The following is a 23,143-nucleotide window of genomic DNA, read 5'->3' as shown; positions in this document are numbered from 1 at the left end:
TCTCATACGTAAAAAAGAATTATTGTAATCATGTAAACCGTTCACTATTGTCATATTGGCCATGATTTCTTGTTTATTGCAAATGATTTCTAGAAAATCAAAATAATACTCAAGTTATTTAACGAATTTATGTCTAAATCATGATGATAAAACATGAATAAACTAAATCCAATTTTTTCTAAGGCATGTAATGAAATCACTCAAAGCCTTCTAACAATTAACGAACCAAGTAAAAAACAAGTAAAAGAAGAAATAATAAAAATTTGTACAAAATATGCTCTAGATAGAATTCCTAAAAATTATGAGATATTATCCGTGGTTAAAAAAGAGGATTTTGATAAACTAAGAAAAGTGTTGGTTAGAAAACCAGCAAAAACCGCATCCGGAGTTGCAGTTATTGCTTTAATGCCAAAACCGTATGCATGTCCACATGGGAGATGTACTTATTGTCCAGGAGGAATTGAATTCAACTCTCCAAACAGTTACACTGGAAAAGAACCATCTTCACTTAACGCAATTGAAAATGAATTTGATCCTAAATTACAAATCGTCTCAAAAATTGAAAAATTAATTGCGTTTGGACATGACCCCTCTAAAATGGAGATTGTGATTGTTGGTGGTACATTTCTATTTATGCCAAAAGATTATCAGATTAATTTTATCAAATCGTGTTATGATGCTCTAAATGGAATAGACTCAAAAGATCTAGAAGAAGCCAAATCAAATAACGAACACGCATCAATAAGAAATGTAGGATTTACAATTGAAACAAAACCTGACTATTGTAAAAAAGAACATGTTGACTTGATGTTGAGTTATGGAATTACTAGAATAGAGATTGGAGTGCAATCATTACAGGAACGAGTATATGAATTAGTCAACAGAGGTCACAATTACAATGATGTGGTAGACTCGTTTCAGATTTCAAAAGATGCAGGATACAAGATTGTTGCACACATGATGCCCGGATTGCCTACAATGACACCTGAAGGAGACATTGCAGATTTTAAAAAATTATTCTCAGATCCACAGTTACGTCCAGACATGCTAAAGATTTATCCTTCATTAGTTATTGCAAATACTCCACTTTATGAAGAATACAAAGCAGGAAAGTACACTCCATATTCTGATGAAGATATGATCAAAGTTCTAACCGAAGCAAAAAGAAATGTTCCAAAATGGGTACGAATAATGCGAGTGCAAAGAGAAATTTCCCCAAACGAGATTATTGCAGGTCCTAAATCAGGTAATCTTAGGCAGATTGTTCATCAAAACCTAGCAAAAAAAGGATTTTCATGTAAATGTATACGATGCAGAGAAGCAGGCCTATCAAAGAAAAAATCAGATATGGAATCTATCAAATTAAACAGAATAGATTATGATTCATCAGGAGGCAAAGAAGTATTTCTCTCTTATGAAGACAAAAATGAATCAATTTATGGATTCTTGAGATTAAGAAAACCAAGTGTTGATGCACATAGAGATGAAATTAATGAGAACACCTGTATCGTAAGAGAGATTCATGTTTATGGAAAATCCTTAAGACTGGGAGAAAAAGAAGAAAGTGAAATACAGCATTCAGGATTAGGAAAAAGTTTGATGAAAGAAGCTGAGAAGATATCAAAAGAAGAGTTTGATGCCAAAGAAATTCTAGTAATCAGTGCAGTTGGGACAAGGGAATATTACCAAAAATTAGGGTATTCGTTATATGGCCCATATATGAGCAAGACATTGAACTAGTAAGATGTCAGAGCAAGAAATTCTTGGTAAAGGAACCTGGATTGACAAGTTAGCTTCAGAATTACTTGAAAGAGAAAAAGTTCTTGGAAGAAGTCTGAATCTACTAAGGGTTGAAAGCGGTCTTGGTGCATCAGGAGTGCCACATATTGGAAGTCTTGGTGATGCAGTAAGGGCGTATGGTGTTAAATTAGCATTAGAGAACTTTGGTTACAAATCAGAACTAATTGCCTATTCTGATGATCTTGATGGATTACGAAAAATTCCAGAAGGATTCCCTAGTTCATTAGAAGAACATTTGGCAAAACCAGTTTCATTAATCCCTGATCCATATGGATGTCATGATTCATACGGTATGCATATGAGTAGTATTCTTCTAGATGGATTAGATAAAGTAGGGATAAAATTTGAATTCAGAAGAGCCATTGACACTTATAAAAATGGGTTGCTAAAAGAGCAAATCCACACCATATTACTAAACAGTGCAAAAATAGGTGAAAAAATTTCAGAATTGGTAGGACAAGAAAAATACCAAAAATATCTACCTTATTTTCCAGTTTGTGCAAATTGTAATCGACTTTACACAGCTGAAGCCACTGAATACATTGCAGATGAAAAGAAAGTAAAGTACAGATGTCATGACACAGAAATCGGCTCAAAAATAATCAAGGGATGCGGTCATGAAGGTGAGGCAGATATCACAAAAGACCTTGGAAAACTTGCCTGGAAGGTAGAGTTTGCTGCAAGATGGTCTGCATTTGATATCCGATTTGAAGCATATGGAAAAGATATCATGGACTCTGTAAAGGTCAATGACTGGGTAGCAGACGAAATTTTACAATCTCCACACCCACATCATGTAAAATATGAAATGTTTTTAGACAAAGGTGGAAAAAAGATTTCAAAATCCTTAGGAAATGTAATTACTGCTCAAAAATGGCTCGAGTTTGGCACCCCAAAATCCATTCTATTATTATTATACAAAAGAATTACAGGTGCAAGAGAATTAGGATTCGAAGATATCCCATCACTAATTACGGAATATAATGAACTTGAGGATATTTACTTTGGAAAAATCAAAGTAGATAATCAAGCAAAATTAACAAAATCAAAAGGACTTTACGAGTATGTTAATCTGTTAAACCCTCCAAAACAACCAAACACACATGTTAATTACAGACTTTTAATAGAATTGACAAAAATATTCAAAGAAAACAGAACTGAAAGAGTAATAAAAAAATTATTAGATTATGGAGTAATAAAAAAACCTGAACCTGAAATTGAAGAATTAATAAGACTTGCAGGAAATTTTTCCGATGAATTTGATCAACAAGAAAAAATACAAATAAATTTACAGGAAAATGAAAAAAAAGCCTTGAAAATTCTGGTCGATGCACTAAATACAGATGGAGAACTAGAAGATATTCAGAATACAATATATCAAATTGCTAAATCAAATAATATTGAACCAAAAAATTTCTTTAAGATCTTATACCAAATTATTCTTGGCACATTGAGAGGACCAAAGATTGGGCCATTCATATCTGATATTGGAAGAAAACAAGTAGCAAAAAAACTATCAGAGTACACATAACAATGGTTCACGGAGAACACAACAAAGGAAAAAACAATGGAGGTTTTGCAATGATAATTTTTGGAGCATTATTGCTGTTTCTTGCCCCTAACATCTACCAAGATATGCGTGAATTAGGCACAATAGCGTTGTTTGGTGGAATTATAATAGGTGGAATTGGATTTTATTTGAAATTTTTCAGAGCACGTGTAAAGCAAGAATAAAGAAAGGTTCATCTTTTGGAAAAATGTGATTAAAAATATGGGATTATTTGGAAAGAAGAAAGAGGAAGAAAAGGTATCTGAAAAAAGTGAAGAGTTTATACTAAAAAATGAACTTGAAGCAGAAGTAGAAAACCTACAAAAAGAGTTCAGAACAAAACAAGAAGATCTTAATAACATTACAGAAAAGATCAAGGCTGTAAAAGAAGAATATGATTCTACAGTTAGCAGTCTGATGTTAGTAAAAAAAGAATTCAATCAAAAAAAAATGGAACTAGATATTGCCCAAAGAGAATACAGAGAGACCAATGAAAAGATAAAAAACTCCAATAAAATTATTGATTCACAAAAAATTGAACAATTTAAGAAAACAAGCGAAGACCTAGTAAAGAAAACACAAGAGTTGGAAGAACTTACAAAAAAATATGATGAGATTAAAGAACAAATAACACAAGAACAATCCACATTACACAATATCCGAAAGCAGCAAATTGAAGTAGAAAAGGAGTTAGAAGAAGCAAATTCAAGGCTATACAACGCAAAGGATGAATTGGCTAAAAAAGATCAATTACAAGATGCTGATGATAATGATAATACAGGTATACTCACACCTTCAGAGAAAAAGTTCATTGAAGGTGAAAGTAATGATAAAAAAAGTTCTGCAGGAATAATAGAAGCAGCAAGTGCAGTAGTTGGATCATTAAAATCAAAACTTAACATGACACAAAAAGAACTTGAAACCATCCAATCACTATTAGAAAAAGAAAGAGAAGAACATGAAAAAACTAAACAAGACTATGAAAAAACTAAGCAAGAATTGGAAAAACTAAAAGAAATGCAAAATCCATAAAGTAATCATAAATTTTCAAAATGTTTTTTCCATCTTAATTTAATTTCTTGCTCTGATATTCCCATATCATATAATGGTGAAGTTACCTTAGATACTTCTGATACAGCCACCAAAACAATTGAATTAATTGGACTCTTGACCTTGTGTGTTCTATAGTAATTTAAGATGTCCTCGTATAGTGAGTTCTTTTCAAGAATCCTAGCTTTGCCTTTGAACAAATACCCCTTGCGTGAAAAAGGATCAACTGTATTGATCTCAACATTAGGATTACTTTGAATATTATTCATTGTATCTGGTGAGCGGATATCTGCAAAAGCTAATGTGTTAGGTGTCCATCCAATTAGCGTTCCTTTTGGAGAAAGATTCGGTTTTCCGTCAGGTGAAACCGTTGCAACGTAAGATAGTTTATGTATATTCAAAAAATCTTTAATTTCTTGTGTTATCAGCAATATGATTATTTAAAATTAATAGGATGTATTAATTTTCAAAATTATCGCATAACTTCAGCCATGAATTGAGAAAAGAAGAAAAATGCGATCCCTCCTCCAATAATTGCAACCCAAGCAACAATTTGTTTAATTTTAGACATATGAAGTGGGAGTTTTAAACTCACTATTGAATCTAATTGAGTTTTTGTAGATAGTTATAACTAGACAAATGTGGTAATGGTGATTGTGATGAACATCAGAGATATCGGTAAATTTTTTTTATTCATAGTTGGGGGATTGGTAGCTATAGTAGTAGGTTCATTTATGATACGAGGAACCATGCACATGTGGGATAAACCTGAAAGCAAAAAATCAGACAAAGAAAACAAGGACTAAAAGTAAGTACAGGTAAAATAGATCTGATGCTACAAAACTCTACAATCCGAAGATCACTTGATGAATACATAAAAAGAAGAATTAGAGAGATTCCTACTGAAATTAAGCAAACATTTCCAAATATCAAAAAAATTTGGAAATGTGTGGATGAAGTAGATTTTCTATATGGATATTATGTTGGAAAGATTGAGGAGGGATCATTACATTATTTACTTAAAGCAACACGAGCATCAGCTGGTGGTTACATAGATACATTTGAAATAAGAGGAATTATTGAAACTCATAAAAAAGAATTACAAGACACTATTAGAACTACAATCCATTAGTGAGGTAAAAATAGAACATAAATGTAGTTAGAATATGGTAGGACCAAAAGATGGAGGATTTGGATTTGATCAATCTAAAAAATATACAAGTGTGGATAACATTGATGAGATCTGTGTTCAATGCCAAGCAGGCCAACATAAAAAATGTCTAAAAAAAGCAAAGCAGCAAGAAGTTTGTGAATGTGAGCACTGTATGATTTATGGTTAAATTAAAAAGATGTAGGCTCCAATCAAAATCACAACTTGAAATGTAATAATAAAGATATAGGATGCTATCATGATCATTCCATTCATTTGGATGGAAAAGGAAAATGCATAGTAACTGGATGTAATTGTAAAGAATTCAAAAATTAAAGAGCCGATAACTTGTTTTCAAGATCTTGAATCTCTTTTTGGTAAGAATTAGATATATTTTGTGCAAATTCCTTATGTGCAGAGATAATATTATTTAGCGCATCTTTGTAATCTGAGTGACCTTTCTTGATTACATCACATGATTCAATGGATGTGATGTGTCCAGTTACGGTTGCTATCGCTCCTTTTTTGTTAAATCTGACGATACCTCCAAATGCCTCAATTAACATAAATGCCGATTCTGCCTTACACTTGTAGGTAACCCGTCCAGTTTCAGTGTTGAATAATTGTGTGATTCCTCCAGGTTTTCTAGTTACTGTGACTGTCATGAAATGGCTAGAAATAATGAAGTATTAATTATTTTAGAAAAAAAAATATTCTAAACAGCAGGAGTGTCAGCAGGAGCTGCGGCGGCATCGGCTGCAAGAATTTTATCAATTTCATTTATTGCAAGTTTGTCTCTTCCAATAAGTTCAAACTTTTGTATCAAAGTTTCAAACTTTGCTTCTTCTTGTACTTGCTCATTGACAAACCATTCTAGAAATGCATATGTAGAATGATCTTTTTCTTTTTGTGCAATTTCAACCATTTTGTGGATTGCGCTAGTAACAGCCTGCTCACTACTTAAGGCAGTCTTCAAAATAGATTCCAAAGATTTGTAATTGCTTGCAGGAATCTTTGTTGCAGGAATTGTTGCTGCGACACCTAAGTTGTTCATATAGTGAACGATCTTTAGCATATGTGTCCTCTCTTCTTCAGCCTGGGCATAAAAGAAACTAGCGCCTCCTTGATACCCTGTGACCTCACACCAGGATGCCATTGCCAAATAGCTATTAGATGCATTTGCCTCTAAGGCAATCTGATTGTTAAGTGCATTTTGCATGGTTTTAGAAATTTTCATTACTTTGTATGACTAAGTTTTTTCCATTAAAATAACTTACTAAAATTTTGGACAGTAGTTTTGAGGTATGCCTTAACATATGACTAACTCTTTGTAACAAATTTCAGATAATAATTACTATGATGCTGCATTTAAAGTCCTGAAAAAAATTTTATAATTAAAAATAATATGGCAAATCCGCTTAGAAAGATAATTCCTGTATAACTTAAAATTTTTAAGAAAACTGATGGTTGGTACTTTTTATCAAGAAACTTGCCATTTACGAGTTTAACATTAAAAATGGCAATTATAGGAGCAATTACAAATGATAAAACAGTTGCAAAGTCAACTAGTTCTTTGAGATTATCTCCAAATTGAGATATTACCAAAAAAGAACCAGATGCAATAATTATTAATAATGCAGTGTAAAATGTACGAAATTTCATGCGTATTTTATCCCCTTTTTTGAAAAAAATTAATTCAATAGTTCGTTGCAAGGACCTGGAGTATCCATCAAATACCGCAATGATTGTTCCAAACATTACGGAAAATGCTGAAGCTGCAATTATGATGTAACTCCAATCACCAATTGTCTTAGTGTATAGCGTTACTACTTTATGTGCAAAATCTGAATTATTGTTTGGTAATTCCTCGCCTGAACCATAGAAGATAAAAGTTCCAAGTATGACAAACATTACTGCAAGAACACTTGTTATAAAATAACCCAATCTAAATTCAAAAAGAGTTTCTTTTAGATGTGGTTTGTATTTTGTTTGTTTCATTCGCTCCAAGGTCCACAGACTATTCCAACTTGAAAGATCAACTGCAGTAGGCATCCATCCCATTAAGGCAAGCAGAAAAAATATTCCAGAAATATCTAATAGTTGTTTTGGTTCAAATCCTGACACCTGTTCTATTGGACCATTGTATATGGAAAACAGAAAAGCAGCAACTGTAGAAACCAATAATACAATTGCAATTACTTTAATTAAACTATCAAGAATATTGTATTTTCCAATTATCAATATTCCTACACAAACTACAAACAAAATTACTATGGTCCACTCTCCAAGAAAATCAATGCCAAAAAGATTCTCAAAAAACCCTGCAGTAACAAATCCTACAGCTCCTGTTACAAAAAACATTGAAAGAATTGTTAATAGAAAATATAACCATAGTGCAGGTTTGCCAAGTTGACTGTAACCGTCAATGATACTTGTTTGTGTAGCGTTTGCATAACGAGAACCATATTCAAAGAAAGGATATTTCAACAAATTTACCAAGATTACAAATCCTACTATCATTAAACCAAAATCAGCACCTGCCCTAGTTGACTGTACCAAATGAGAGACACCAATTGCAGTGCAGGCAAATAAAATTCCTGGCCCTGCAGTCTTTGAAAATGCAGATAATCTTTCATTAATCATACTCAAAAAGCACGCAAAATTCGTGCATATAATCTAAAATTTTTCAAATTGACATGCCATTACGTTACTAGTTCTTGGAAAACAAATTAAAGTAATACAAACAATTAGAAGATCATACAGTTTCAACAGCCCACTTGTCATTTATCCAGAGACCTACCACTGAAATTTCAGAATTCCATTTTTTGATCATTTCAACACCTTTTTTGATATGCAATTTATGTTCGTCATTAGATACTGGATTTCCTGCGCAATCATAATGTCCTGAGATAAAAATCATGCTAGATTTGTGGGCATTAATTGAAATTTCAGCTTTTGTTTTTATGGATTTAAAAACAGAATCTTCTGAGATTTTCTTGTCAACCCCCGGCTCAGTAATTGTATCAACAAAATCTACATCATAGTTTTTTTTAATCCATTCAATAATTGGAATCTGTATTCGTCCATCCATACATGTAATGGATGTAGCAAATTTTCCGTTTACCATGAAATAGAGTAATTTATCTGGGTTAAATTATTTTTGGTACCTAAAACAGCTAACAATATGATCATCTACCATTCCTATTGCCTGCATTAATGCATAACAAATGGTAGGTCCAACAAAACTAAACCCATTTTTTTTAAGATCCTTACTTATCTTCTCTGAAATTTCATTAGATGCAGGAATATCTGAGAGTTTTTTGTATTTATTTTTGATTGGTCTGTGATTTACAAAACTCCATAGATAATTATCAAATGAGCCATATTCTTTTTGAATCTTGAGAAACTGTTTTGCATTATTAATAGCAGAATTAATTTTCAGTTTATTTCGAATAATTGATTCATTTTTGAGTAGTTTTTCCACCTGTGTTTTATTGTATTTTGAAACTTTGAGTATATCAAAATTAGAAAATGCCTTTCTATAACCATCTCTTCGCTTAAGAATAGTACTCCAAGACAGACCAGCTTGGGCTCCTTCTAGAATTAGAAATTCAAAGAGTTTTGTATCATCATGTTGCGGTACACCCCATTCTTTGTCGTGGTATGTTATGTTAGGCTCATCTTTTGCCCATTCACATCTATTTTTCATTACTAACCTCATCGTTAACACAAAATATTAGTACTTTCAAAAAATATTCATGAAATTAAATCAACACTTACTCAAAATTAATAGGAATTTTCTAATTTGCTTTGTTGTATCGGCATCTATATCCGCAGTAACTGCGCAATTATTATCTGATTACGATAATTATCTTACTGCAACAATTACCATCATTGTTGGTTATGTCGTATACTTTGGAATTTTCTCTAGTTTGTTTTATTGGGATAATATTGAACGATACAGGGGAATGAAATCTAATTTAATCAAAAAAGAATTATTTGCATTAATCTCATCTTTTGGGCTAGGTGAGATAGTATATCTTGTGATAAGATGGCCAACACTGTATTATTTTCTTGAAATTGGAATAGAACCGTATCTTGCATCAATAATTTCTGAAATAATTGCAACAGTTTGCTATATGGTGTCAGTAACCGTGTTTCTTAGAAAGACTAGAACATTTTAGTTATTTTGCAAGCTGATTTACCAAGTCAGTTGATGTGATAATTCCAATGATTTTATTATTTTCAGTAACTGCAAGTTTTCTGATTTTCTTACTATTCATCATTTCCGCTGCTTCAGATATTGTACTATCATGATTAATTGAAATTAGCGGCGAAGACATTATCTTTTCTGCTGGAGTTTCAAAGGGGAGCTTGTTTGCTGCAATTCTTGTAGCAAAATCTCTATCTGTTACAACGCCAACAGGATTTTCATTTTCCTTGACAATTATTGCTCCTATTCCTCCTTGTTGCATCATTTTAGCAATTTGAAATGAGATAGTACTCAAATTCACTGAGATCAAAGCCTTTGTCATAATGTCTTTGACTAGGATAGAGGATTTATTGAAATCTTCACGACTCATTGTTTACCTTCAAAATAATGATATTTAAGAAATTTGTAAAATATTCATTTAATCCACTCAAGTATATTCTAAATTTACTAATTTCATTCTATTCGTCTTTTGATTCATCAGTAGAACCTGTCACCCGGAAGGATTTGCAAGTCTATACCTTGGCAAGAATTTTTTTCTTTTTTTCTTGGAACTCTTTATTTGTTATAATTCCAGATTTTTTCAAATCTCCGAGTTTTTTTAATAAATCCAATTCCTTTTGTGAAGAATCTTGAAGATTCTTTCCGGCATTTATGCCAGATCTTATACCAGATCTTGTTTTCTTTTTTAGTTTTGATCCTATGATAGAACCCTTTTTGGCAATTGTTTTGCTAATGTGATACCCACTTTTTTTTGCATGTTGAATTACTTCTTCAGACTTTTCTCTAGTAATATCATCTAAAATCTTGTATTTTTTTGCCATTTTGCCTAAATCCTGGGTTTTCTTTTGTGCAAGACGTGTTTGTAACTTTAGATCCTTGATGATCTGACCTTTAGTCTTACGCTTGAATCTTCTTGTATATTCTTCCATTAGTAAAATAGGAAATGGACTATACTCTACATCAAGATAGTATTTGATTATGGTATCATCAGGAAGGGCTCTTAGATACTCCTTGATTGATTTTTCTGATTTTACTTCCACATGTTTCATTTAATATAATCTCATAAAAAGATTCAACCGTGAATTAATCCACTGACTATGCAGAATTCATTTAAGATAATTCTATTTATCAATTGCATGTTGATCTAAAACACCAATGCATTCATGAAGTACAGTGTTGTCTGAAATTGCCTCAGTCTTTTGCATGTTGAATTCTTGATTTAATTGTTGATCGTATTCTACCAAATCATTTTGATATGTATTACATGCTGAACGTACTAATCTCCAATAATAGTACCCCTTGTTCATTTCAGTCATCATTTGATCATATTCTGAGTTGAGAATTCTTGAAAGATTCTCATAATCGGCTTTGTAGCAATCAAATTTTGTTCTTACGATTGCAGGTAGTTCTTGATACCAATCACGCCCCTCATTTGTTTTTTCAACACTGTGAATTTTTTGTAATTGATATACAACAGATTCTCTAAGAATGTCTAAAATATTATTTGTTTCAAGTAGTTTTATCAACTCTGGATTTATCATGATATTACCTAATTATTATAGAATTAATTATATTGTTTTAGTTGATCTCATTTTTGAGAATGGATGTCTTTTTTATTACCAACATCTGTTGAGGAAAATCTAATGAATATTACAAAACCGGATCCTCAAGAAAATACGTTACTTGTAGGTTTTCCAAGTAATGGCCTAGTTGGCACTTTTTCAATATCTTATCTTATTCATCATCTAAAAATGAAGTATGTTGGAGAAATTGACGTCAAAGATCTTCCGGCAGCTTTGTTTGTAGAGGAAGGAAAGATTCTTGGACCCATAAGAGTTTACAATAAGAAAAATATCTTCATTGTCATATCAGAAGTACCATTTAATCAATATTTAGCAGAAGGATTTGCTTATGCTGCTCATAAGTTTTGCCAAAAAAATGGAATAAAAAAAATAATAATTGTTAGTGGAATGGGTTCAATAAATCAATCAAAAGAGACTCTGAAACTATACGGTCTTGTTACTGATCAAATACTGGAAAATATCCTATACAACAACGAAATTCCAAAATTTTTAGAAGGGAATATTTTTGGAGTGGATGCTGCCATAATTTCAGTTTTCAGAAAGTTAAAGATCCCCGTACTAATACTCTATGCAGAATGCCATCCATTCTTTCCAGATCCGGAAGCATCAATTATTGCAATAGAAACACTTGCAAAAATTTTAGATGTACAAATAGAAACACAAGATATTCAAAACCGCATGGACAAGCTTCGAATTCAATATAGGAATTTAATGGAAGAAACAATTAGAACACTACAGCATAATCAAGAACAAGGTACGAGGGCCCCTCAAATCTACAGGTGATAATATGAGGAACAATGATTTTGAATTTAAAATGACACTACCATTTATGACGCCAATACTAGATGATATTGAACAAAGAAGTCTTTCACCACTTTCATCTCTAAGGGAGTATGAGAATTACTGGATGGTGGAATTTGATCTTCCGATGGTTGGTAGCGAAAACATTAATGTTATTTTTAATCAAAATACTATCACCGTAGAGGCAAAGCTAAAAGAGACATATTCAGAAGAAAAACTAGGTAAAATTACAAAATTTGAGTATTTTAAAAAATCAGTTTCGTTACCTGGCAAAATAGACAGTAAAAAAATCACCTCCAAGTTTGAAAAAGGAAGATTAGAAATTAAAATTCCAAAAAAAATTGATGGAACATCAATTAAAATCAACTAAAAATTAATTAGTTATTCTTGGTTTTCATAATATAGTTGAATCACTTTCTCAACTATGTCGTTGGTATTACAATCTCTTTCAGTACTAACAAGAAGTAAATGTTCATCTCCCAAATAAAATGAAAATCGCTTTACCTTATCATATTCTGCCAAAGTGTAGATGGTTTTACCAAGCCATTTTGCCATGTCCTTTCTTGCCTTCCAATCTAGAACAGATAGATTGACTAATTCATTTTCTGCATGCTCTGAAAGTAAATTCTTTAAACCTTTTCGCATACCTCCACCTACATGAGCGGCCCATTCATCATAAACAGTCGCAAATCGAATTTTAGGTTCTGCCTCTAAAATTTGCGAACAAAATTTTTCGTAATCCAATGCTTCCTTACTATATGTGGAATTATTAGAGTTTTAGATAGTTTTGTGATTTTTAGCAGACAAGTTAGGCACACTTAAAATATTATTTTAAATATGCTAATTCCATTTAGCATAAAAACCAAAATATGATCATTTTAGAAAAGCTAGAGCTTTCATAATATCTGTTTTACTGATAATTCCAATGATATTTCCATGTCCAGATAAAACACCAACACCATTGATATTTTTCTCTAACATTAATTTACCTGTTTTTGCTAAATCATCATCGTAATCTACTGAAATAATGTCAGTATTCATTATTTCATCAATCTTGGTAGCTCCACCAAAACCAGAATTAGATATGAAACCCTTTCTTGGAAAAATTACCGAGATTACAGGATCAGTGTTATCAAGTATGTCGTCTTGTTCACCTAATCTAAGTGCAAGTTTGAATAAATCTCTAAACGTTACGATTCCAACTGGTATTTCATCATGATTTCGTATTATAACTCGTGAAATTTTTTCATTGATCATTTTCAACACTACTTTATACAAAGGAGTGTCAGAATATTGCCAAGCATAGTATGGAGACATGTATTCACCTACAATTTTTTTTCCAGAATGAGTTTTAGTGAAATATCTTACGAGATCTGTTTTTGTCAAAATTCCAACAATATTATTATTTGATGTAATAACCAATGAACCGATTCCCTTTTTCAACATAACACTAGCACATTCATCAAGCTCTGTTTTTTCGTCCACTGAAATTATTTTTATCGCAATTTCAGATAAAGGAATTTCATCTAGTCTTCGTTCACTGTTGTCGCTGAGTAGGAATAACCCTAAATCCTTTTCAGTTACAATCCCCGTGATTTTTCCATTATCGGTGATTAAAAGACGACTTTTTTTCTCATCTATGATCTTTTTTAAAACCTCATCCAGATTTGAATTAGATTTGATAGTTCGTGGGGTATTAAGATAGTCTTTGGCAATTTTCATAATTCTGCTTATTCTCTCAGTAATAAAAAAAACAAGGCAATTTTCATGAATGAAAATCAAAGAAACAAGTGTTTGCGATAACAATTAACTGTCTCTTCTATTCTAGTATTATTGGCAGTCACTCTCGTACTGGTAGAGCAATTGTAAAGTCATAGTAATATGTGGAATTGTCATTGACCTGACGTCATCAATTCATGAAAGAGATAACTCATTTAGAATTTCTTCACATTACAAGTAGAATCACAAATGAACAAAACGACACAAACTCAAATCAACTTGGGTGATTACAACAAACCACAGGAACAAACCAAAGCAATAGGAATCGGAAAGATTTTAGGCAAAATCATCAACATCAAGGACTTTCGAACTAACAGAGGCAAGCCGTCACCATACACTCCAAAGGATGCAATTGGAGAAGACGGAATGACAGACTATAATGTCATAGATACTGTAGAGACATTTGATGTGAACAATCAACAAGTACATTCCTTTTTTGTAACACCTGCAATAGTCAAACAGATTCAAAGAGTTCCCAACTATCAATCAGAATTAGATAGTGGAAATGTCTTTGGACCCTGCAAAGTGGGCCAAAAGAAATCTGCAAAAACTAATGCAAACTATTGGTGTCTTCTTTTTCCTGGGGAAGAAGGCTACTAGTTTTTTTTAAACTATGATATTTTAAAAAATACCCTAACCTGATTATATTGCTAACTTTTCTCTACAAAAAATCTATTGTTGTTCTGGATTAAGTTATCTTGGGATTTATGTGCCGAAATTATTTTAGGACTAATAGACTTAGACTGATTCGATCAGACTTGTTACAATAGCGTTCATTTTTCAGGTTCATCAAGCACACAAATATAATTTTTTTAAAAATTAGATATATTTTATTTAAAATCAAATCAAAAGTTACCTTAATTCTGAGATAAGTGTCTCATTCTCAATCAGGTTTTATTTTTTTCCCAGACACAAATCACATAATGATTCCCAAATCATACTGTTTACGGGTTTGAATTTATTGCCGCAATTTGTACATGTATTAATCAAAACCACTCCACTAACAAGGCTACACTTTTGTGTTTCATCATCATCATCTCCGTTCCTGATTTTTTCATCAATTTTATCAATATCTTCACTTGAGAGAGATATCTTAAATTCTGCATCTTTTGATGTACTAGATTTATCACTATTCTGTTCTTTTGCCAAAATATTTCTCCATTATCACTGCAATTTCATCAGCAAATATCCCATGCATTCCATCATTCCAAACTGCCCTTAGTTCCTCATTCAATTTTTGATTTTTGAGGATCTGCTCTTTTAGGCCTACAAGATCATCTTTGTGATATGCAAGTCTTGGAATCATATAATAATTGTAGTTCATTCCAACCAAAACAAAATCATCTTCTGATAATTTTATTTTAGAATCCTTTTTCATTAATTGATCATTAATTGACATATTTTTCATGATTCAATATGTTGTACAGTCCAATCTTTTATTGCCATATCAGTTCGATGCTCCTGGCATCTAATATGTGGACATGGTATCAACCGCGAACAACTTCCTTCTTCACATTCTCGATAGTGACCTGGAATGTTAGTACCATTGGGGGATATTCTCATACTAGTCATTTTGTGTATGATATGATTTTCTGGAAATTATTACGGTGCACTGTAAATTTTTTCATCATAATTTTTGACTATTAGTTTAGCGTGGAAAACAGACCTAGTTTTGTTTTAAATTCTGAAACTCTGGTTCTAATTGAAACTGTACTAGTACCTGCAGCTTCAGATATTGCAATTTGTGATTTTGCATCTCCTGTTATGACACATGCAGCATAAATTGCAGTTGCCGCAATAATTTCAGGATTTTTACCGGCTACGATTCCTGCATCTTGGGCTGCATCTAAAATCTGTACTGCTTTTCGTATTGTTTTTTCCTTTATTCCAATCTTGCTTGCTATCTTGGTGATGGATTTTATTGGATCTGCTATGGATGTCACAAAGCCTAGTTCTCTAAACAGTATACGATATGATCTTGCAATCTCTTTTCTAGATACTGCAAACATTTCGGCAATTTCTGTAAGGGTTCTATTATGTTCTAAATCCCTGCATGACGCATACAGGCATGCTGCAGTAATTGATTTTACAGTTCTTCCACGAATGAGATTCTTCTCAGAGGCCTTTCTGTAAAAGAGGGCTGCTCTTTCAATCACCGTATCTGAAAGGGCTAATTTTGATTGTGTTTTGTCTAGTTCTTGAAGTGCAAGTAACAGGTTCCTGTCTGCGGAATTTTTTGTCTGTGACCTACTGTCCCATTTTCGCAATCTTCCAAATGTTTGAGATGTCTTTGCTGAAAGTGATTTTACAACAGAATCCTTGTTTTGTGCCCCGATTATTGTAAAAAGACCCTTGTCATGTCTTTTTAGTGATATGCCTGGCCCTGTTCTTGTATTGTCAGTAATGTCTGAAAAGTTTCTGCGTTCCATTCCTCTATCTTCAGAATTTTCTGTAAATACACAACCGCATCTAGAACAAGTGATTTCACCTGTTATCTCATCAGTTACAAATCTTAATGCATTGCAATTACGGCAGATTAATTTTATCTCTTCAATATTTTGTAAAATTGTCAAAAACTTTCTTACGCCTTTACAAGTACCTTTTGAATTATGCAATCAGAATGAATTTCTTTATCTGTATGGGTGTTGCATTTGTGGCAAATAAACTCAATTGGTTTTTTACATTCATGGCAATTCTGATGTACGTCCATTTTATAACCGCATTTTCTGCAAGAGTTATTTCTCATGTGTGTACTGAAGCATTCTTTGTATTAAAGATACGTAAAATTAGTATACACTAAGTATCATCCTGATCATCATCATTTAGAATCATGATGATTGTTAAATTATTTATGATTAGATGACCCAACTTTATGCACACAGTAAATTACTATATGTTTTAGATTTTAACTTGTCATCACAATTTATTTGATCAATATTTGTAGCCTTTGGAGTACTGCAAACTTCACATCTACATGACATTTTATTTAGAATTATGCAAATATCAAAGTGAATGCTCACTTATTTTTTCAAATGAGTTTTTTCATGTATGAGTACTTTATCAAAAGTATCTGAGTAACCTTGCCAGTTAAAACTGCAATCTCTGCATTGGTATTTCATTTTGTTGTATCCTCTTTTGTCTTTTCAGATTCTCCGAATGCATTTACATCATCTGCTACTTTGGTTTCACAAGAACCACCTTTCAATTTTTTAATTATTTTTTCGAACATGGTTCTACTGGACTTGACATGGATATATACCGGCTTAATTGCGTAATTTTACGCCTAAATTTCTATATATTTTTTGATTAACTATAAATTTGAATACGTTAGTATATATTCACTATGATATACTATATAGTATGGAAAATAAAGAAACAAAAACAACAATAGTCGCTAACGACGATAAAAAAGAAGAACCTAAAAAAGAAGAAGCATCTAAAACAGAGAAATAGGCTAACAACCCCTCTTTTTACAGGGATTAAATGTAATCTTACTTAACATAATGTCAAAATTAAAAATATATTTTTCCAATTTTAAGAATTAATGTTTTTCTAAATTGTTCTGTATTATATTATCGATGAATTCATTTAATTAAAAATAATTTTATTGCCTCTACAAATTTTAATAATGAATTTAAGAAATTCAATTGGAATATAATATAATAACAACAGTATTTTTGCTTATTCTTATGGAAATACAAATAGACATATTCATTTACTAATGATTTATCTTTTATACCATGAATGTGTAAAGAATACATGACTTTTAGAACCTGCATTCATTGCAATAGAGAATATGAAAGTTTGTATAATAACTCAACGTGCTCATCACAATGTGCCCGAGAAATTGGAAAATAATTTACAAATATTTGATTAACATTTTGAAATAGTCTATCTCGTATTGATCATAGTTACATTGTGGGGTATAACACTAAAGATGCACTGATAGAAGAAAATCCTGATTTTTTGGTTAACTCGCTAGATGAATTAAGAAACATCATCATATCATAGAACTTCTATTTTCTGAGATTCATATTTACACGTGGGTATTGTTTCTAATGTCTTAACTATATCCCCATACACATTGTGCTCCTACTTAATTTGAACTTCTTTTTATTGTTAGATCTACTATGACTACATTTTTCACGGTTTCAAATAATCCCCAAGTATCTTTGACAATAAATTAAATCATGGTTCGAATCTGTTATGGTTTGTATCTCAATACAGAAATTTCTTGTAAATTAACAACAAAGTAACCAATTGTTTTGAAGATTATAATGCCATTACAAGTTTAATTCAAAAAAAAATCCATGGAACAATAAATGAACAGTATTAAAACGGACCCGACCGGACTTGAACCGGCGACCTAACGCTCCGCAAGCGTTCGCACTATCCAAGCTATGCAACGAGTCCAAAAAGTTTGGGAGATTTCCGCTTAATTTGGATTGCTATCAGTCAAATTGATTGAGAAAATATGTAGGGAGTTGGATCAGATTCGTGAAAAGTCCATGCAGTAGGCAAAGAAATAATCTTAATTGATCTAAGATTATTTTTTTCAATAAATGTCCCCCACCCACCTTCATTCTTTGGATCTGATGCATATTTTTGAGAAAATGTACCTGCAAAGACCCAACCAGAATTGTTCTTAAGATGAGAAATTGAATTTATCTTTTGTAATACTCCTGCAGCTAAAGCAGTCCCTCCCATTTGAGCAAGACCTCCGATGAAAAAAATTGGATGTTTAAAATTTAATGAATCATAATCAAACTTTAAAGCGTCAGAGCAGTATGGGTGAAAATCAAGTTTGTCGCTCAAAAGTTTTTGCAAGTCTACTAGTATTTCATCTAATTCGATACTGTAAGATTCCATATCCAATATTTTTGCACAAAATGCGATACGGCCATCACCTGAACCAATATCGATTACTTCAGAATACCCCAATTCTTTTGCAAGTAATGTGATAATGTATCCTGACACTATCCATGTGGGTGAAAAAGGAGCTTTACTTGAGCTATGTTGAATGCTGTTGAGCCAAAATTTGTTAATGTCTCCTTCATACACAATACAATCCACTGAACCTATTTTTTTCTCAAAAAAATTATAATAGATTGGATTTTTTGTCGCAAATTGATGCAGTAATTCCAAATGATGGTCCATAATTGGGAATGTCTCTGAACTTGATTTTGGAATAATTTCCTGAATTTGGCTTTTTCCGTCATAAGATTTTGCAAATTCATTTTTTAGTTCAACTATTTTTTTTGCAAGTTCTTCAATCATGAGTAATTCCAGTATCATATTGTTGAACAAATTCTTTAGTGCTCATTTTTTGGCGTAATTCTTCAAACAGTTTCGCATCATTTTCAATTTGTTCTTTTGATTTTTTATTAACGTTTTCAGATTGTAAAGTTTTAGTTGTTTCTTGAATTGAGGTAGATAAACTTGTCAGAATTTTAGGATGAATATTAGAGTTAAATTTTTCAGAAATTATTTTTTCAGTTTCTCGGATTTTGTTTAATAATTCTTCAGATTCAGTCTGTTGTTTTAGCATAGTTGCAATAGAAGAAACATTCATGACTTGATAATATGTTTCAACAATCTCATGAATATCCATATCTGTTTTGGTATTTGCAATATCAATTAGGTTATGAAGTTTGAGAGATTCAGAATGAAACATTTGCGAAATATCTTTATCTGAACTCATACTGAAAAACTAAAATTCAAATTTTTAAAAATGTTAGGATTATGCTTCTTGCTCTGCCTTTTTGACAAAGACATAGTTCATGATTAGACCTGCAATAATACCACCCAAAATTGGTGCTGCCCAATACATCCAATGGAATTCCCAGAACCCAGAGATTAATGCCGGACCAAATGTTCTTGCAGGATTAACTGATGCACCAGTTAGAGGCACTGCGATTAGGTGAATTAGGAAAACCATTCCTCCAATTGTAAAACCATGCCATCCAGGAGATGCTTTTTTGTGAACTGCAGTCATAAAAATTACTGTAACTAAGAAGAATGTCAAAATTGCCTCTATTGCAAATCCAGATGCAATACTATTATTGATTAAATCACTTGGACCACCTTGAGTTGCAAAGTTAACTTTAGCTCCAAGATCAGGTAAAATTACCCAAAGTGTTGCTGCTGCTGCTACAGCACCAATAAGCTGTGAAACGATATATCCAATTCCATCAACAATTCCAATTTTCTTTGTAATCATCATTGGAATAGTAACTGCAGGGTTGATATGAGCACCTGAGACATGTCCAAATGCATAAACCATCAAAGCGATGGCCCCTCCATGTCCAAGAGAAATAAACAATACTGATTGTGTTGTTAATTCTTCTCCAAATGATGCAATTGCCAAAATCACTGAAAGTGGACCAAAGAATACTAATCCATAAGTTGCAATTGCTTCAGCAAGGTATGCTCGTGGATTAACCATTAAGCAAAACCAATCCTGTATCCATATAAAAGATTCGAACTATATTTTGGCTCAAAAGATCTCAAAAAGTAATTAATTATAGGTAAAACCATTTGTTTGTATATGGTTTCTGAAGGTGACTCTGTTCCAAAATTTGAGGTACATGATGCTAATGGTAACAAAGTAAAATCTAATGACTTTAAGGGTAAAAAACATGTGATTTACTTTTATCCGAAAGACTTCACACCTGGATGTACTACAGAAGCTGATGAATTTTCAAAAGATTACAAAAAATTCCAAAAGGAAGGAATTGAAATTATTGGTATTAGTCCCGATGATGTTGAATCTCATAAGAAATTCTGTGATAAAATGGGAATCACATTCCCTTTATTAGCAGATACTGATAAAGAAATCTCAAAAATGTTTGGGGTTTGGGGTAAAAAAAAATTCATGGGTCGAGAATACATGGGAGTGAATAGATCTACATTCTTAGTAAATGAGAAAGGAAAAATTTTCAAAATATATCCAAAAGTAAAACCTAAGGGACATTCACAAGAAGTGCTAAATGATTTTTTAAATTCAAATTAAAAATAAGAAAAAGATTGTTGAAAAATTAGAAACCTTTTGGCAGTGTACCTCTAGATTGTTTTGGTTGCTCAGGTTTTGGTTTTGGTTCAAACCCTTTTGGTAAACTACCACGGGTTTGCTGAGATCTAGGTTTTGCTTCTGCTTCAATAACTTCTTGATATGCTTCCTCTTCTTCAGTCTGTTGTTGTTCAATTCTTTGCAAATATTCCTTTTCATATTCTTCGAGTTGTTGTTTTCTTGATTTGCCTTCATCTTTACTGGATGTATTTTGTTGTGGAGGTGGTGTTTGTTCTGTATTTTTTGGAAGTGTTCCTTTTTTAGGCTTTGGTGCTTCCTGTGGCTTTGGTGGTTCTGGTGCCTGTTGTGCTTGTGCAGCAACCCCTTCAACACTCATGTTTACCCCACTAAAACTTCCAAATCTTTTGTCAGCAGGATGATATGCCATTCTAGCTCTTGTTGCAAAGTATTGGTTTGATGCTGCTGTGTAACCAGTTACTGTTACTTTTTGATCATTCCAATTTTTAGTTGGAACTTTTCCTACAGGAGCATGTAATCTAACAAAGTATCTGTTAGGAGCTGGAGAATAACCAGTTACTTTTGCTCTGTAATCATGGAAAGAAGTCATTGGAGCATTCATGTATGCATTTTCTAATGCTGCTTGTACTGTTACGGGAAGTTGTGACGTAGTCTCAGCTGGCTTTGGTGCCTCCTGTGGTTTAGGAGCTTCTGCTGATTTTTCAAATCCTTTTGGTAGAACACCTTTTGGTTTTGTTGTTGCAGGCTTTACCTCCGCAGGCTTTACCTCAGCTGGCTTTACCTCAGCTGGCTTTACCTCAGCTGGCTTTACCTCAGCTGGCTTTACCTCCGCAGGCTTTTCCGCTAACTTAGTAGAAAGTTGATTTAGTTTTGCTTCTAATTTGGCAATCTTGTCTTCAAGATCTTTCTTTGTATTTGCTTTTCGTTTTTCTACCATCTCTTTAGAGTTGATATTGCATTGTTTATTTACATTTTGTTCAAAACAAATTCCAAATTAAAATAATTCATAAAATTAAAGCGGAATCTGTAAAAATTTGAATTTTTAAATTACTCTCTAAACTAGTACATTTTGAATTAGTCATGTTCCCAAAATTGCATTACATACATGCAATTATTACATCTCCACAATTTAACGTGAATCCCGTTGTCTGTATCGGCCACATATTTGCCATTTTCTAATCTAGTTACTCTTGGGAGGTAATTCAATTCAGGATTTTCAAGCCATTCTTTTTGCATACAGTTAGGACATGGAATTTTTGGTGGCATAAACAATGTAAAAAAATATCATAAAATAGTATTACTAAAAATAGAAAATAAAGAATATAATTGAATTAGAAACCTTTTGGAAGTGTTCCTTTTTTAGGCTTTGGTGCTTCCTGTGGCTTTGGTGGTTCTGGTGCCTGTTGTGCTTGTGCAGCAACCCCTTCAACACTCATGTTTACCCCACTAAAACTTCCAAATCTTTTGTCAGCAGGATGATATGCCATTCTAGCTCTTGTTGCAAAGTATTGGTTTGATGCTGCTGTGTAACCAGTTACTGTTACTTTTTGATCATTCCAATTTTTAGTTGGAACTTTTCCTACAGGAGCATGTAATCTAACAAAGTATCTGTTAGGAGCTGGAGAATAACCAGTTACTTTTGCTCTGTAATCATGGAAAGAAGTCATTGGAGCATTCATGTATGCATTTTCTAATGCTGCTTGTACTGTTACGGGAAGTTGTGACGTAGTCTCAGCTGGCTTTGGTGCCTCCTGTGGTTTAGGAGCTTCTGCTGATTTTTCAAATCCTTTTGGTAGAACACCTTTTGGTTTTGTTGTTGCAGGCTTTACCTCAGCTGGTTTTTCTGCTGGCTTTGGTGCCTCCTGTGGTTTAGGAGCTTCTGCTGATTTTTCAAATCCTTTTGGTAGAACACCTTTTGGTTTTGTTGTTGCAGGCTTTACCTCAGCTGGTTTTTCTGCTGGCTTTGGTGCCTCCTGTGGTTTAGGAGCTTCTGCTGATTTTTCAAATCCTTTTGGTAGAACACCTTTTGGTTTTGTTGTTGCAGGCTTTACCTCAGCTGGCTTTACCTCAGCTGGCTTTACCTCAGCTGGCTTTTCCTCTAACTTAGTAGAAAGTTCACTTAATTTTGCTTCTAATTTGGCAATCTTGTCTTCAAGATCTTGTTTTCCTA

The 23,143-nt window shown here is 32.6% G+C and carries 32 protein-coding genes and 1 tRNA gene; 12 read left to right on the top strand and 21 right to left on the bottom strand.

The window, feature by feature from the left end; all coding sequences use genetic code 11:
* Positions 1–153 precede the first annotated feature (153 nt).
* Genes OEM44_05045 through OEM44_05030 form a run of 4 tightly spaced genes read left to right on the top strand, consistent with a single transcriptional unit; the run spans position 154 to position 4,381 of the window.
* Positions 154–1,740 (top strand): tRNA uridine(34) 5-carboxymethylaminomethyl modification radical SAM/GNAT enzyme Elp3, encoded by a 1,587-nt coding sequence (locus OEM44_05045; protein MDH3516166.1) that lies wholly within the window; start codon positions 154–156, stop codon positions 1,738–1,740.
* A 4-nt stretch (positions 1,741–1,744) separates the two neighbouring features.
* Complete coding sequence (gene lysS / locus OEM44_05040) at positions 1,745–3,331, top strand: lysine--tRNA ligase (protein ID MDH3516165.1); 1,587 nt, start codon at positions 1,745–1,747, stop codon at positions 3,329–3,331.
* A gap of 2 nt (positions 3,332–3,333) precedes the next feature.
* Positions 3,334–3,534, top strand: a complete 201-nt coding sequence (locus tag OEM44_05035; protein MDH3516164.1) for a hypothetical protein — start codon at positions 3,334–3,336, stop codon at positions 3,532–3,534.
* Between the two features lie 37 nt (positions 3,535–3,571).
* Positions 3,572–4,381 carry a DNA repair protein gene (locus OEM44_05030; GenBank protein MDH3516163.1) on the top strand — a complete coding sequence of 270 codons (810 nt, stop codon included), beginning with the start codon at positions 3,572–3,574 and terminating at the stop codon, positions 4,379–4,381.
* Positions 4,382–4,386: 5 nt separating this feature from the next.
* On the opposite strand, the gene OEM44_05025 is transcribed toward OEM44_05030, so the two are convergent.
* Entirely contained in the window at positions 4,387–4,830 is a 444-nt protein-coding gene (locus OEM44_05025; protein ID MDH3516162.1) for a pyridoxamine 5'-phosphate oxidase family protein, read from the bottom strand.
* 228 nt (positions 4,831–5,058) lie between these two features.
* On the opposite strand from OEM44_05025, the gene OEM44_05020 reads away from it, so the two are divergent.
* From OEM44_05020 to OEM44_05010, 3 genes are read left to right on the top strand one after another with little or no spacing between them, the layout of a single operon-like run.
* Positions 5,059–5,205 (top strand): hypothetical protein, encoded by a 147-nt coding sequence (locus OEM44_05020; GenBank protein ID MDH3516161.1) that lies wholly within the window; start codon positions 5,059–5,061, stop codon positions 5,203–5,205.
* 26 nt (positions 5,206–5,231) lie between these two features.
* Positions 5,232–5,531 carry a hypothetical protein gene (locus OEM44_05015; GenBank protein ID MDH3516160.1) on the top strand — a complete coding sequence of 100 codons (300 nt, stop codon included), beginning with the start codon at positions 5,232–5,234 and terminating at the stop codon, positions 5,529–5,531.
* A 34-nt stretch (positions 5,532–5,565) separates the two neighbouring features.
* Complete coding sequence (locus OEM44_05010; protein ID MDH3516159.1) at positions 5,566–5,739, top strand: hypothetical protein; 174 nt, start codon at positions 5,566–5,568, stop codon at positions 5,737–5,739.
* Between the two features lie 142 nt (positions 5,740–5,881).
* On the opposite strand, the gene OEM44_05005 is transcribed toward OEM44_05010, so the two are convergent.
* The 5 genes from OEM44_05005 to OEM44_04985 form a co-directional block, all read right to left on the bottom strand.
* Complete coding sequence (locus OEM44_05005; GenBank protein MDH3516158.1) at positions 5,882–6,214, bottom strand: hypothetical protein; 333 nt, start codon at positions 6,212–6,214, stop codon at positions 5,882–5,884.
* A 50-nt stretch (positions 6,215–6,264) separates the two neighbouring features.
* Positions 6,265–6,786 (bottom strand): ferritin, encoded by a 522-nt coding sequence (locus OEM44_05000; GenBank protein ID MDH3516157.1) that lies wholly within the window; start codon positions 6,784–6,786, stop codon positions 6,265–6,267.
* Between the two features lie 131 nt (positions 6,787–6,917).
* Positions 6,918–8,192, bottom strand: a complete 1,275-nt coding sequence (locus OEM44_04995) for a divalent metal cation transporter (GenBank protein ID MDH3516156.1) — start codon at positions 8,190–8,192, stop codon at positions 6,918–6,920.
* A 112-nt stretch (positions 8,193–8,304) separates the two neighbouring features.
* Complete coding sequence (locus OEM44_04990) at positions 8,305–8,676, bottom strand: hypothetical protein (GenBank protein MDH3516155.1); 372 nt, start codon at positions 8,674–8,676, stop codon at positions 8,305–8,307.
* A gap of 27 nt (positions 8,677–8,703) precedes the next feature.
* Positions 8,704–9,258 (bottom strand): DNA-3-methyladenine glycosylase I, encoded by a 555-nt coding sequence (locus OEM44_04985; protein MDH3516154.1) that lies wholly within the window; start codon positions 9,256–9,258, stop codon positions 8,704–8,706.
* 49 nt (positions 9,259–9,307) lie between these two features.
* Between OEM44_04985 and OEM44_04980 the strand changes: the two genes are divergently transcribed.
* The gene (locus OEM44_04980) at positions 9,308–9,733 is read left to right on the top strand and encodes a hypothetical protein (protein ID MDH3516153.1); all 426 of its coding nucleotides are present in this window, start codon (positions 9,308–9,310) and stop codon (positions 9,731–9,733) included.
* On the opposite strand, the gene OEM44_04975 is transcribed toward OEM44_04980, so the two are convergent.
* The 3 genes from OEM44_04975 to OEM44_04965 all read right to left on the bottom strand — a co-directional run bounded on the left by OEM44_04975 (position 9,734) and on the right by OEM44_04965 (position 11,303).
* A complete protein-coding gene (locus OEM44_04975; GenBank protein ID MDH3516152.1) occupies positions 9,734–10,132 on the bottom strand; it encodes a CBS domain-containing protein in 399 nt (132 codons plus the stop codon).
* Positions 10,133–10,274: 142 nt separating this feature from the next.
* Positions 10,275–10,811: an SHOCT domain-containing protein gene (locus tag OEM44_04970; GenBank protein ID MDH3516151.1), complete on the bottom strand. Its 537-nt coding sequence runs from the start codon at positions 10,809–10,811 to the stop codon at positions 10,275–10,277.
* A gap of 72 nt (positions 10,812–10,883) precedes the next feature.
* Positions 10,884–11,303 (bottom strand): hypothetical protein, encoded by a 420-nt coding sequence (locus tag OEM44_04965; GenBank protein ID MDH3516150.1) that lies wholly within the window; start codon positions 11,301–11,303, stop codon positions 10,884–10,886.
* Positions 11,304–11,405: 102 nt separating this feature from the next.
* On the opposite strand from OEM44_04965, the gene OEM44_04960 reads away from it, so the two are divergent.
* Positions 11,406–12,128 (top strand): PAC2 family protein, encoded by a 723-nt coding sequence (locus tag OEM44_04960; GenBank protein MDH3516149.1) that lies wholly within the window; start codon positions 11,406–11,408, stop codon positions 12,126–12,128.
* Positions 12,129–12,132: 4 nt separating this feature from the next.
* On the top strand, positions 12,133–12,516 hold the full coding sequence (locus OEM44_04955) for an Hsp20/alpha crystallin family protein (protein ID MDH3516148.1): 384 nt from the start codon (positions 12,133–12,135) through the stop codon (positions 12,514–12,516).
* Between the two features lie 11 nt (positions 12,517–12,527).
* Here the strand turns inward: OEM44_04955 and OEM44_04950 are convergent, their stop codons facing one another.
* Both OEM44_04950 and OEM44_04945 read right to left on the bottom strand, forming a co-directional pair.
* Positions 12,528–12,890, bottom strand: a complete 363-nt coding sequence (locus OEM44_04950; protein MDH3516147.1) for a hypothetical protein — start codon at positions 12,888–12,890, stop codon at positions 12,528–12,530.
* Positions 12,891–13,019: 129 nt separating this feature from the next.
* Positions 13,020–13,868, bottom strand: coding sequence for a CBS domain-containing protein (locus tag OEM44_04945; protein ID MDH3516146.1), 849 nt, complete (start codon positions 13,866–13,868; stop codon positions 13,020–13,022).
* A 246-nt stretch (positions 13,869–14,114) separates the two neighbouring features.
* On the opposite strand from OEM44_04945, the gene OEM44_04940 reads away from it, so the two are divergent.
* The gene (locus OEM44_04940) at positions 14,115–14,525 is read left to right on the top strand and encodes a hypothetical protein (GenBank protein MDH3516145.1); all 411 of its coding nucleotides are present in this window, start codon (positions 14,115–14,117) and stop codon (positions 14,523–14,525) included.
* A 294-nt stretch (positions 14,526–14,819) separates the two neighbouring features.
* On the opposite strand, the gene OEM44_04935 is transcribed toward OEM44_04940, so the two are convergent.
* From OEM44_04935 to OEM44_04905, 7 genes are all read right to left on the bottom strand, one after another.
* The gene (locus OEM44_04935) at positions 14,820–15,074 is read right to left on the bottom strand and encodes a hypothetical protein (GenBank protein MDH3516144.1); all 255 of its coding nucleotides are present in this window, start codon (positions 15,072–15,074) and stop codon (positions 14,820–14,822) included.
* Positions 15,055–15,303 (bottom strand): hypothetical protein, encoded by a 249-nt coding sequence (locus tag OEM44_04930; protein ID MDH3516143.1) that lies wholly within the window; start codon positions 15,301–15,303, stop codon positions 15,055–15,057. Before OEM44_04930 ends, OEM44_04935 begins: the two co-directional genes overlap by 20 nt.
* A gap of 265 nt (positions 15,304–15,568) precedes the next feature.
* A complete protein-coding gene (gene tfb / locus OEM44_04925; protein ID MDH3516142.1) occupies positions 15,569–16,498 on the bottom strand; it encodes a transcription initiation factor IIB in 930 nt (309 codons plus the stop codon).
* 1,765 nt (positions 16,499–18,263) lie between these two features.
* Positions 18,264–18,338: transfer RNA gene (locus OEM44_04920), tRNA-Arg, on the bottom strand.
* A 42-nt stretch (positions 18,339–18,380) separates the two neighbouring features.
* Complete coding sequence (locus OEM44_04915; protein ID MDH3516141.1) at positions 18,381–19,202, bottom strand: hypothetical protein; 822 nt, start codon at positions 19,200–19,202, stop codon at positions 18,381–18,383.
* Positions 19,195–19,626 (bottom strand): hypothetical protein, encoded by a 432-nt coding sequence (locus OEM44_04910; protein ID MDH3516140.1) that lies wholly within the window; start codon positions 19,624–19,626, stop codon positions 19,195–19,197. The genes OEM44_04915 and OEM44_04910 overlap by 8 nt, the downstream gene beginning before the upstream one ends.
* A 39-nt stretch (positions 19,627–19,665) precedes the next feature.
* Positions 19,666–20,370, bottom strand: a complete 705-nt coding sequence (locus OEM44_04905) for an aquaporin (protein MDH3516139.1) — start codon at positions 20,368–20,370, stop codon at positions 19,666–19,668.
* A 102-nt stretch (positions 20,371–20,472) separates the two neighbouring features.
* On the opposite strand from OEM44_04905, the gene bcp reads away from it, so the two are divergent.
* Positions 20,473–20,937 (top strand): thioredoxin-dependent thiol peroxidase, encoded by a 465-nt coding sequence (gene bcp, locus OEM44_04900; protein MDH3516138.1) that lies wholly within the window; start codon positions 20,473–20,475, stop codon positions 20,935–20,937.
* Between the two features lie 25 nt (positions 20,938–20,962).
* Here the strand turns inward: bcp and OEM44_04895 are convergent, their stop codons facing one another.
* The 3 genes from OEM44_04895 to OEM44_04885 form a co-directional block, all read right to left on the bottom strand.
* Positions 20,963–21,910 carry a trans-sialidase gene (locus OEM44_04895; protein MDH3516137.1) on the bottom strand — a complete coding sequence of 316 codons (948 nt, stop codon included), beginning with the start codon at positions 21,908–21,910 and terminating at the stop codon, positions 20,963–20,965.
* A 137-nt stretch (positions 21,911–22,047) separates the two neighbouring features.
* Positions 22,048–22,239: a hypothetical protein gene (locus OEM44_04890; protein MDH3516136.1), complete on the bottom strand. Its 192-nt coding sequence runs from the start codon at positions 22,237–22,239 to the stop codon at positions 22,048–22,050.
* Between the two features lie 65 nt (positions 22,240–22,304).
* A partial coding sequence (locus tag OEM44_04885) for a hypothetical protein (GenBank protein ID MDH3516135.1) occupies positions 22,305–23,143 on the bottom strand: 839 nt, incomplete at its 5' end.

Source organism: Nitrosopumilus sp. (assembly GCA_029862745.1).
Classification (GTDB): domain Archaea; phylum Thermoproteota; class Nitrososphaeria; order Nitrososphaerales; family Nitrosopumilaceae; genus Nitrosopumilus.
The sequence above is the reverse complement of the archived record's forward strand: the minus strand, read 5'-3'. Positions and strand labels throughout refer to the sequence as shown.

Excerpts from the sequence above, each read along its gene's own strand:
- OEM44_04890 (MDH3516136.1), bottom strand. The coding sequence starts at position 22,239 with ATGCCACCAAAAATTCCATGTCCTAACTGTATGCAAAAAGAATGGCTT.
- bcp (MDH3516138.1), top strand. The coding sequence starts at position 20,473 with ATGGTTTCTGAAGGTGACTCTGTTCCAAAATTTGAGGTACATGATGCT.
- OEM44_04910 (MDH3516140.1), bottom strand. The coding sequence starts at position 19,626 with ATGAGTTCAGATAAAGATATTTCGCAAATGTTTCATTCTGAATCTCTC.
- OEM44_04940 (MDH3516145.1), top strand. The coding sequence starts at position 14,115 with ATGAACAAAACGACACAAACTCAAATCAACTTGGGTGATTACAACAAA.
- OEM44_04905 (MDH3516139.1), bottom strand. The coding sequence starts at position 20,370 with ATGGTTAATCCACGAGCATACCTTGCTGAAGCAATTGCAACTTATGGA.
- OEM44_05015 (MDH3516160.1), top strand. The coding sequence starts at position 5,232 with ATGCTACAAAACTCTACAATCCGAAGATCACTTGATGAATACATAAAA.
- OEM44_04965 (MDH3516150.1), bottom strand. The coding sequence starts at position 11,303 with ATGATAAATCCAGAGTTGATAAAACTACTTGAAACAAATAATATTTTA.
- OEM44_05045 (MDH3516166.1), top strand. The coding sequence starts at position 154 with ATGAATAAACTAAATCCAATTTTTTCTAAGGCATGTAATGAAATCACT.
- OEM44_05020 (MDH3516161.1), top strand. The coding sequence starts at position 5,059 with ATGAACATCAGAGATATCGGTAAATTTTTTTTATTCATAGTTGGGGGA.
- OEM44_04975 (MDH3516152.1), bottom strand. The coding sequence starts at position 10,132 with ATGAGTCGTGAAGATTTCAATAAATCCTCTATCCTAGTCAAAGACATT.
- OEM44_05000 (MDH3516157.1), bottom strand. The coding sequence starts at position 6,786 with ATGAAAATTTCTAAAACCATGCAAAATGCACTTAACAATCAGATTGCC.
- OEM44_05035 (MDH3516164.1), top strand. The coding sequence starts at position 3,334 with ATGGTTCACGGAGAACACAACAAAGGAAAAAACAATGGAGGTTTTGCA.
- lysS (MDH3516165.1), top strand. The coding sequence starts at position 1,745 with ATGTCAGAGCAAGAAATTCTTGGTAAAGGAACCTGGATTGACAAGTTA.
- OEM44_04995 (MDH3516156.1), bottom strand. The coding sequence starts at position 8,192 with ATGATTAATGAAAGATTATCTGCATTTTCAAAGACTGCAGGGCCAGGA.
- OEM44_04985 (MDH3516154.1), bottom strand. The coding sequence starts at position 9,258 with ATGAAAAATAGATGTGAATGGGCAAAAGATGAGCCTAACATAACATAC.
- OEM44_04915 (MDH3516141.1), bottom strand. The coding sequence starts at position 19,202 with ATGATTGAAGAACTTGCAAAAAAAATAGTTGAACTAAAAAATGAATTT.
- OEM44_04930 (MDH3516143.1), bottom strand. The coding sequence starts at position 15,303 with ATGAAAAAGGATTCTAAAATAAAATTATCAGAAGATGATTTTGTTTTG.
- OEM44_04990 (MDH3516155.1), bottom strand. The coding sequence starts at position 8,676 with ATGGTAAACGGAAAATTTGCTACATCCATTACATGTATGGATGGACGA.
- OEM44_05005 (MDH3516158.1), bottom strand. The coding sequence starts at position 6,214 with ATGACAGTCACAGTAACTAGAAAACCTGGAGGAATCACACAATTATTC.
- OEM44_04955 (MDH3516148.1), top strand. The coding sequence starts at position 12,133 with ATGAGGAACAATGATTTTGAATTTAAAATGACACTACCATTTATGACG.
- OEM44_04895 (MDH3516137.1), bottom strand. The coding sequence starts at position 21,910 with ATGGTAGAAAAACGAAAAGCAAATACAAAGAAAGATCTTGAAGACAAG.
- OEM44_04945 (MDH3516146.1), bottom strand. The coding sequence starts at position 13,868 with ATGAAAATTGCCAAAGACTATCTTAATACCCCACGAACTATCAAATCT.
- OEM44_05030 (MDH3516163.1), top strand. The coding sequence starts at position 3,572 with ATGGGATTATTTGGAAAGAAGAAAGAGGAAGAAAAGGTATCTGAAAAA.
- OEM44_04980 (MDH3516153.1), top strand. The coding sequence starts at position 9,308 with ATGAAATTAAATCAACACTTACTCAAAATTAATAGGAATTTTCTAATT.
- OEM44_05010 (MDH3516159.1), top strand. The coding sequence starts at position 5,566 with ATGGTAGGACCAAAAGATGGAGGATTTGGATTTGATCAATCTAAAAAA.
- OEM44_04960 (MDH3516149.1), top strand. The coding sequence starts at position 11,406 with ATGAATATTACAAAACCGGATCCTCAAGAAAATACGTTACTTGTAGGT.
- OEM44_04970 (MDH3516151.1), bottom strand. The coding sequence starts at position 10,811 with ATGAAACATGTGGAAGTAAAATCAGAAAAATCAATCAAGGAGTATCTA.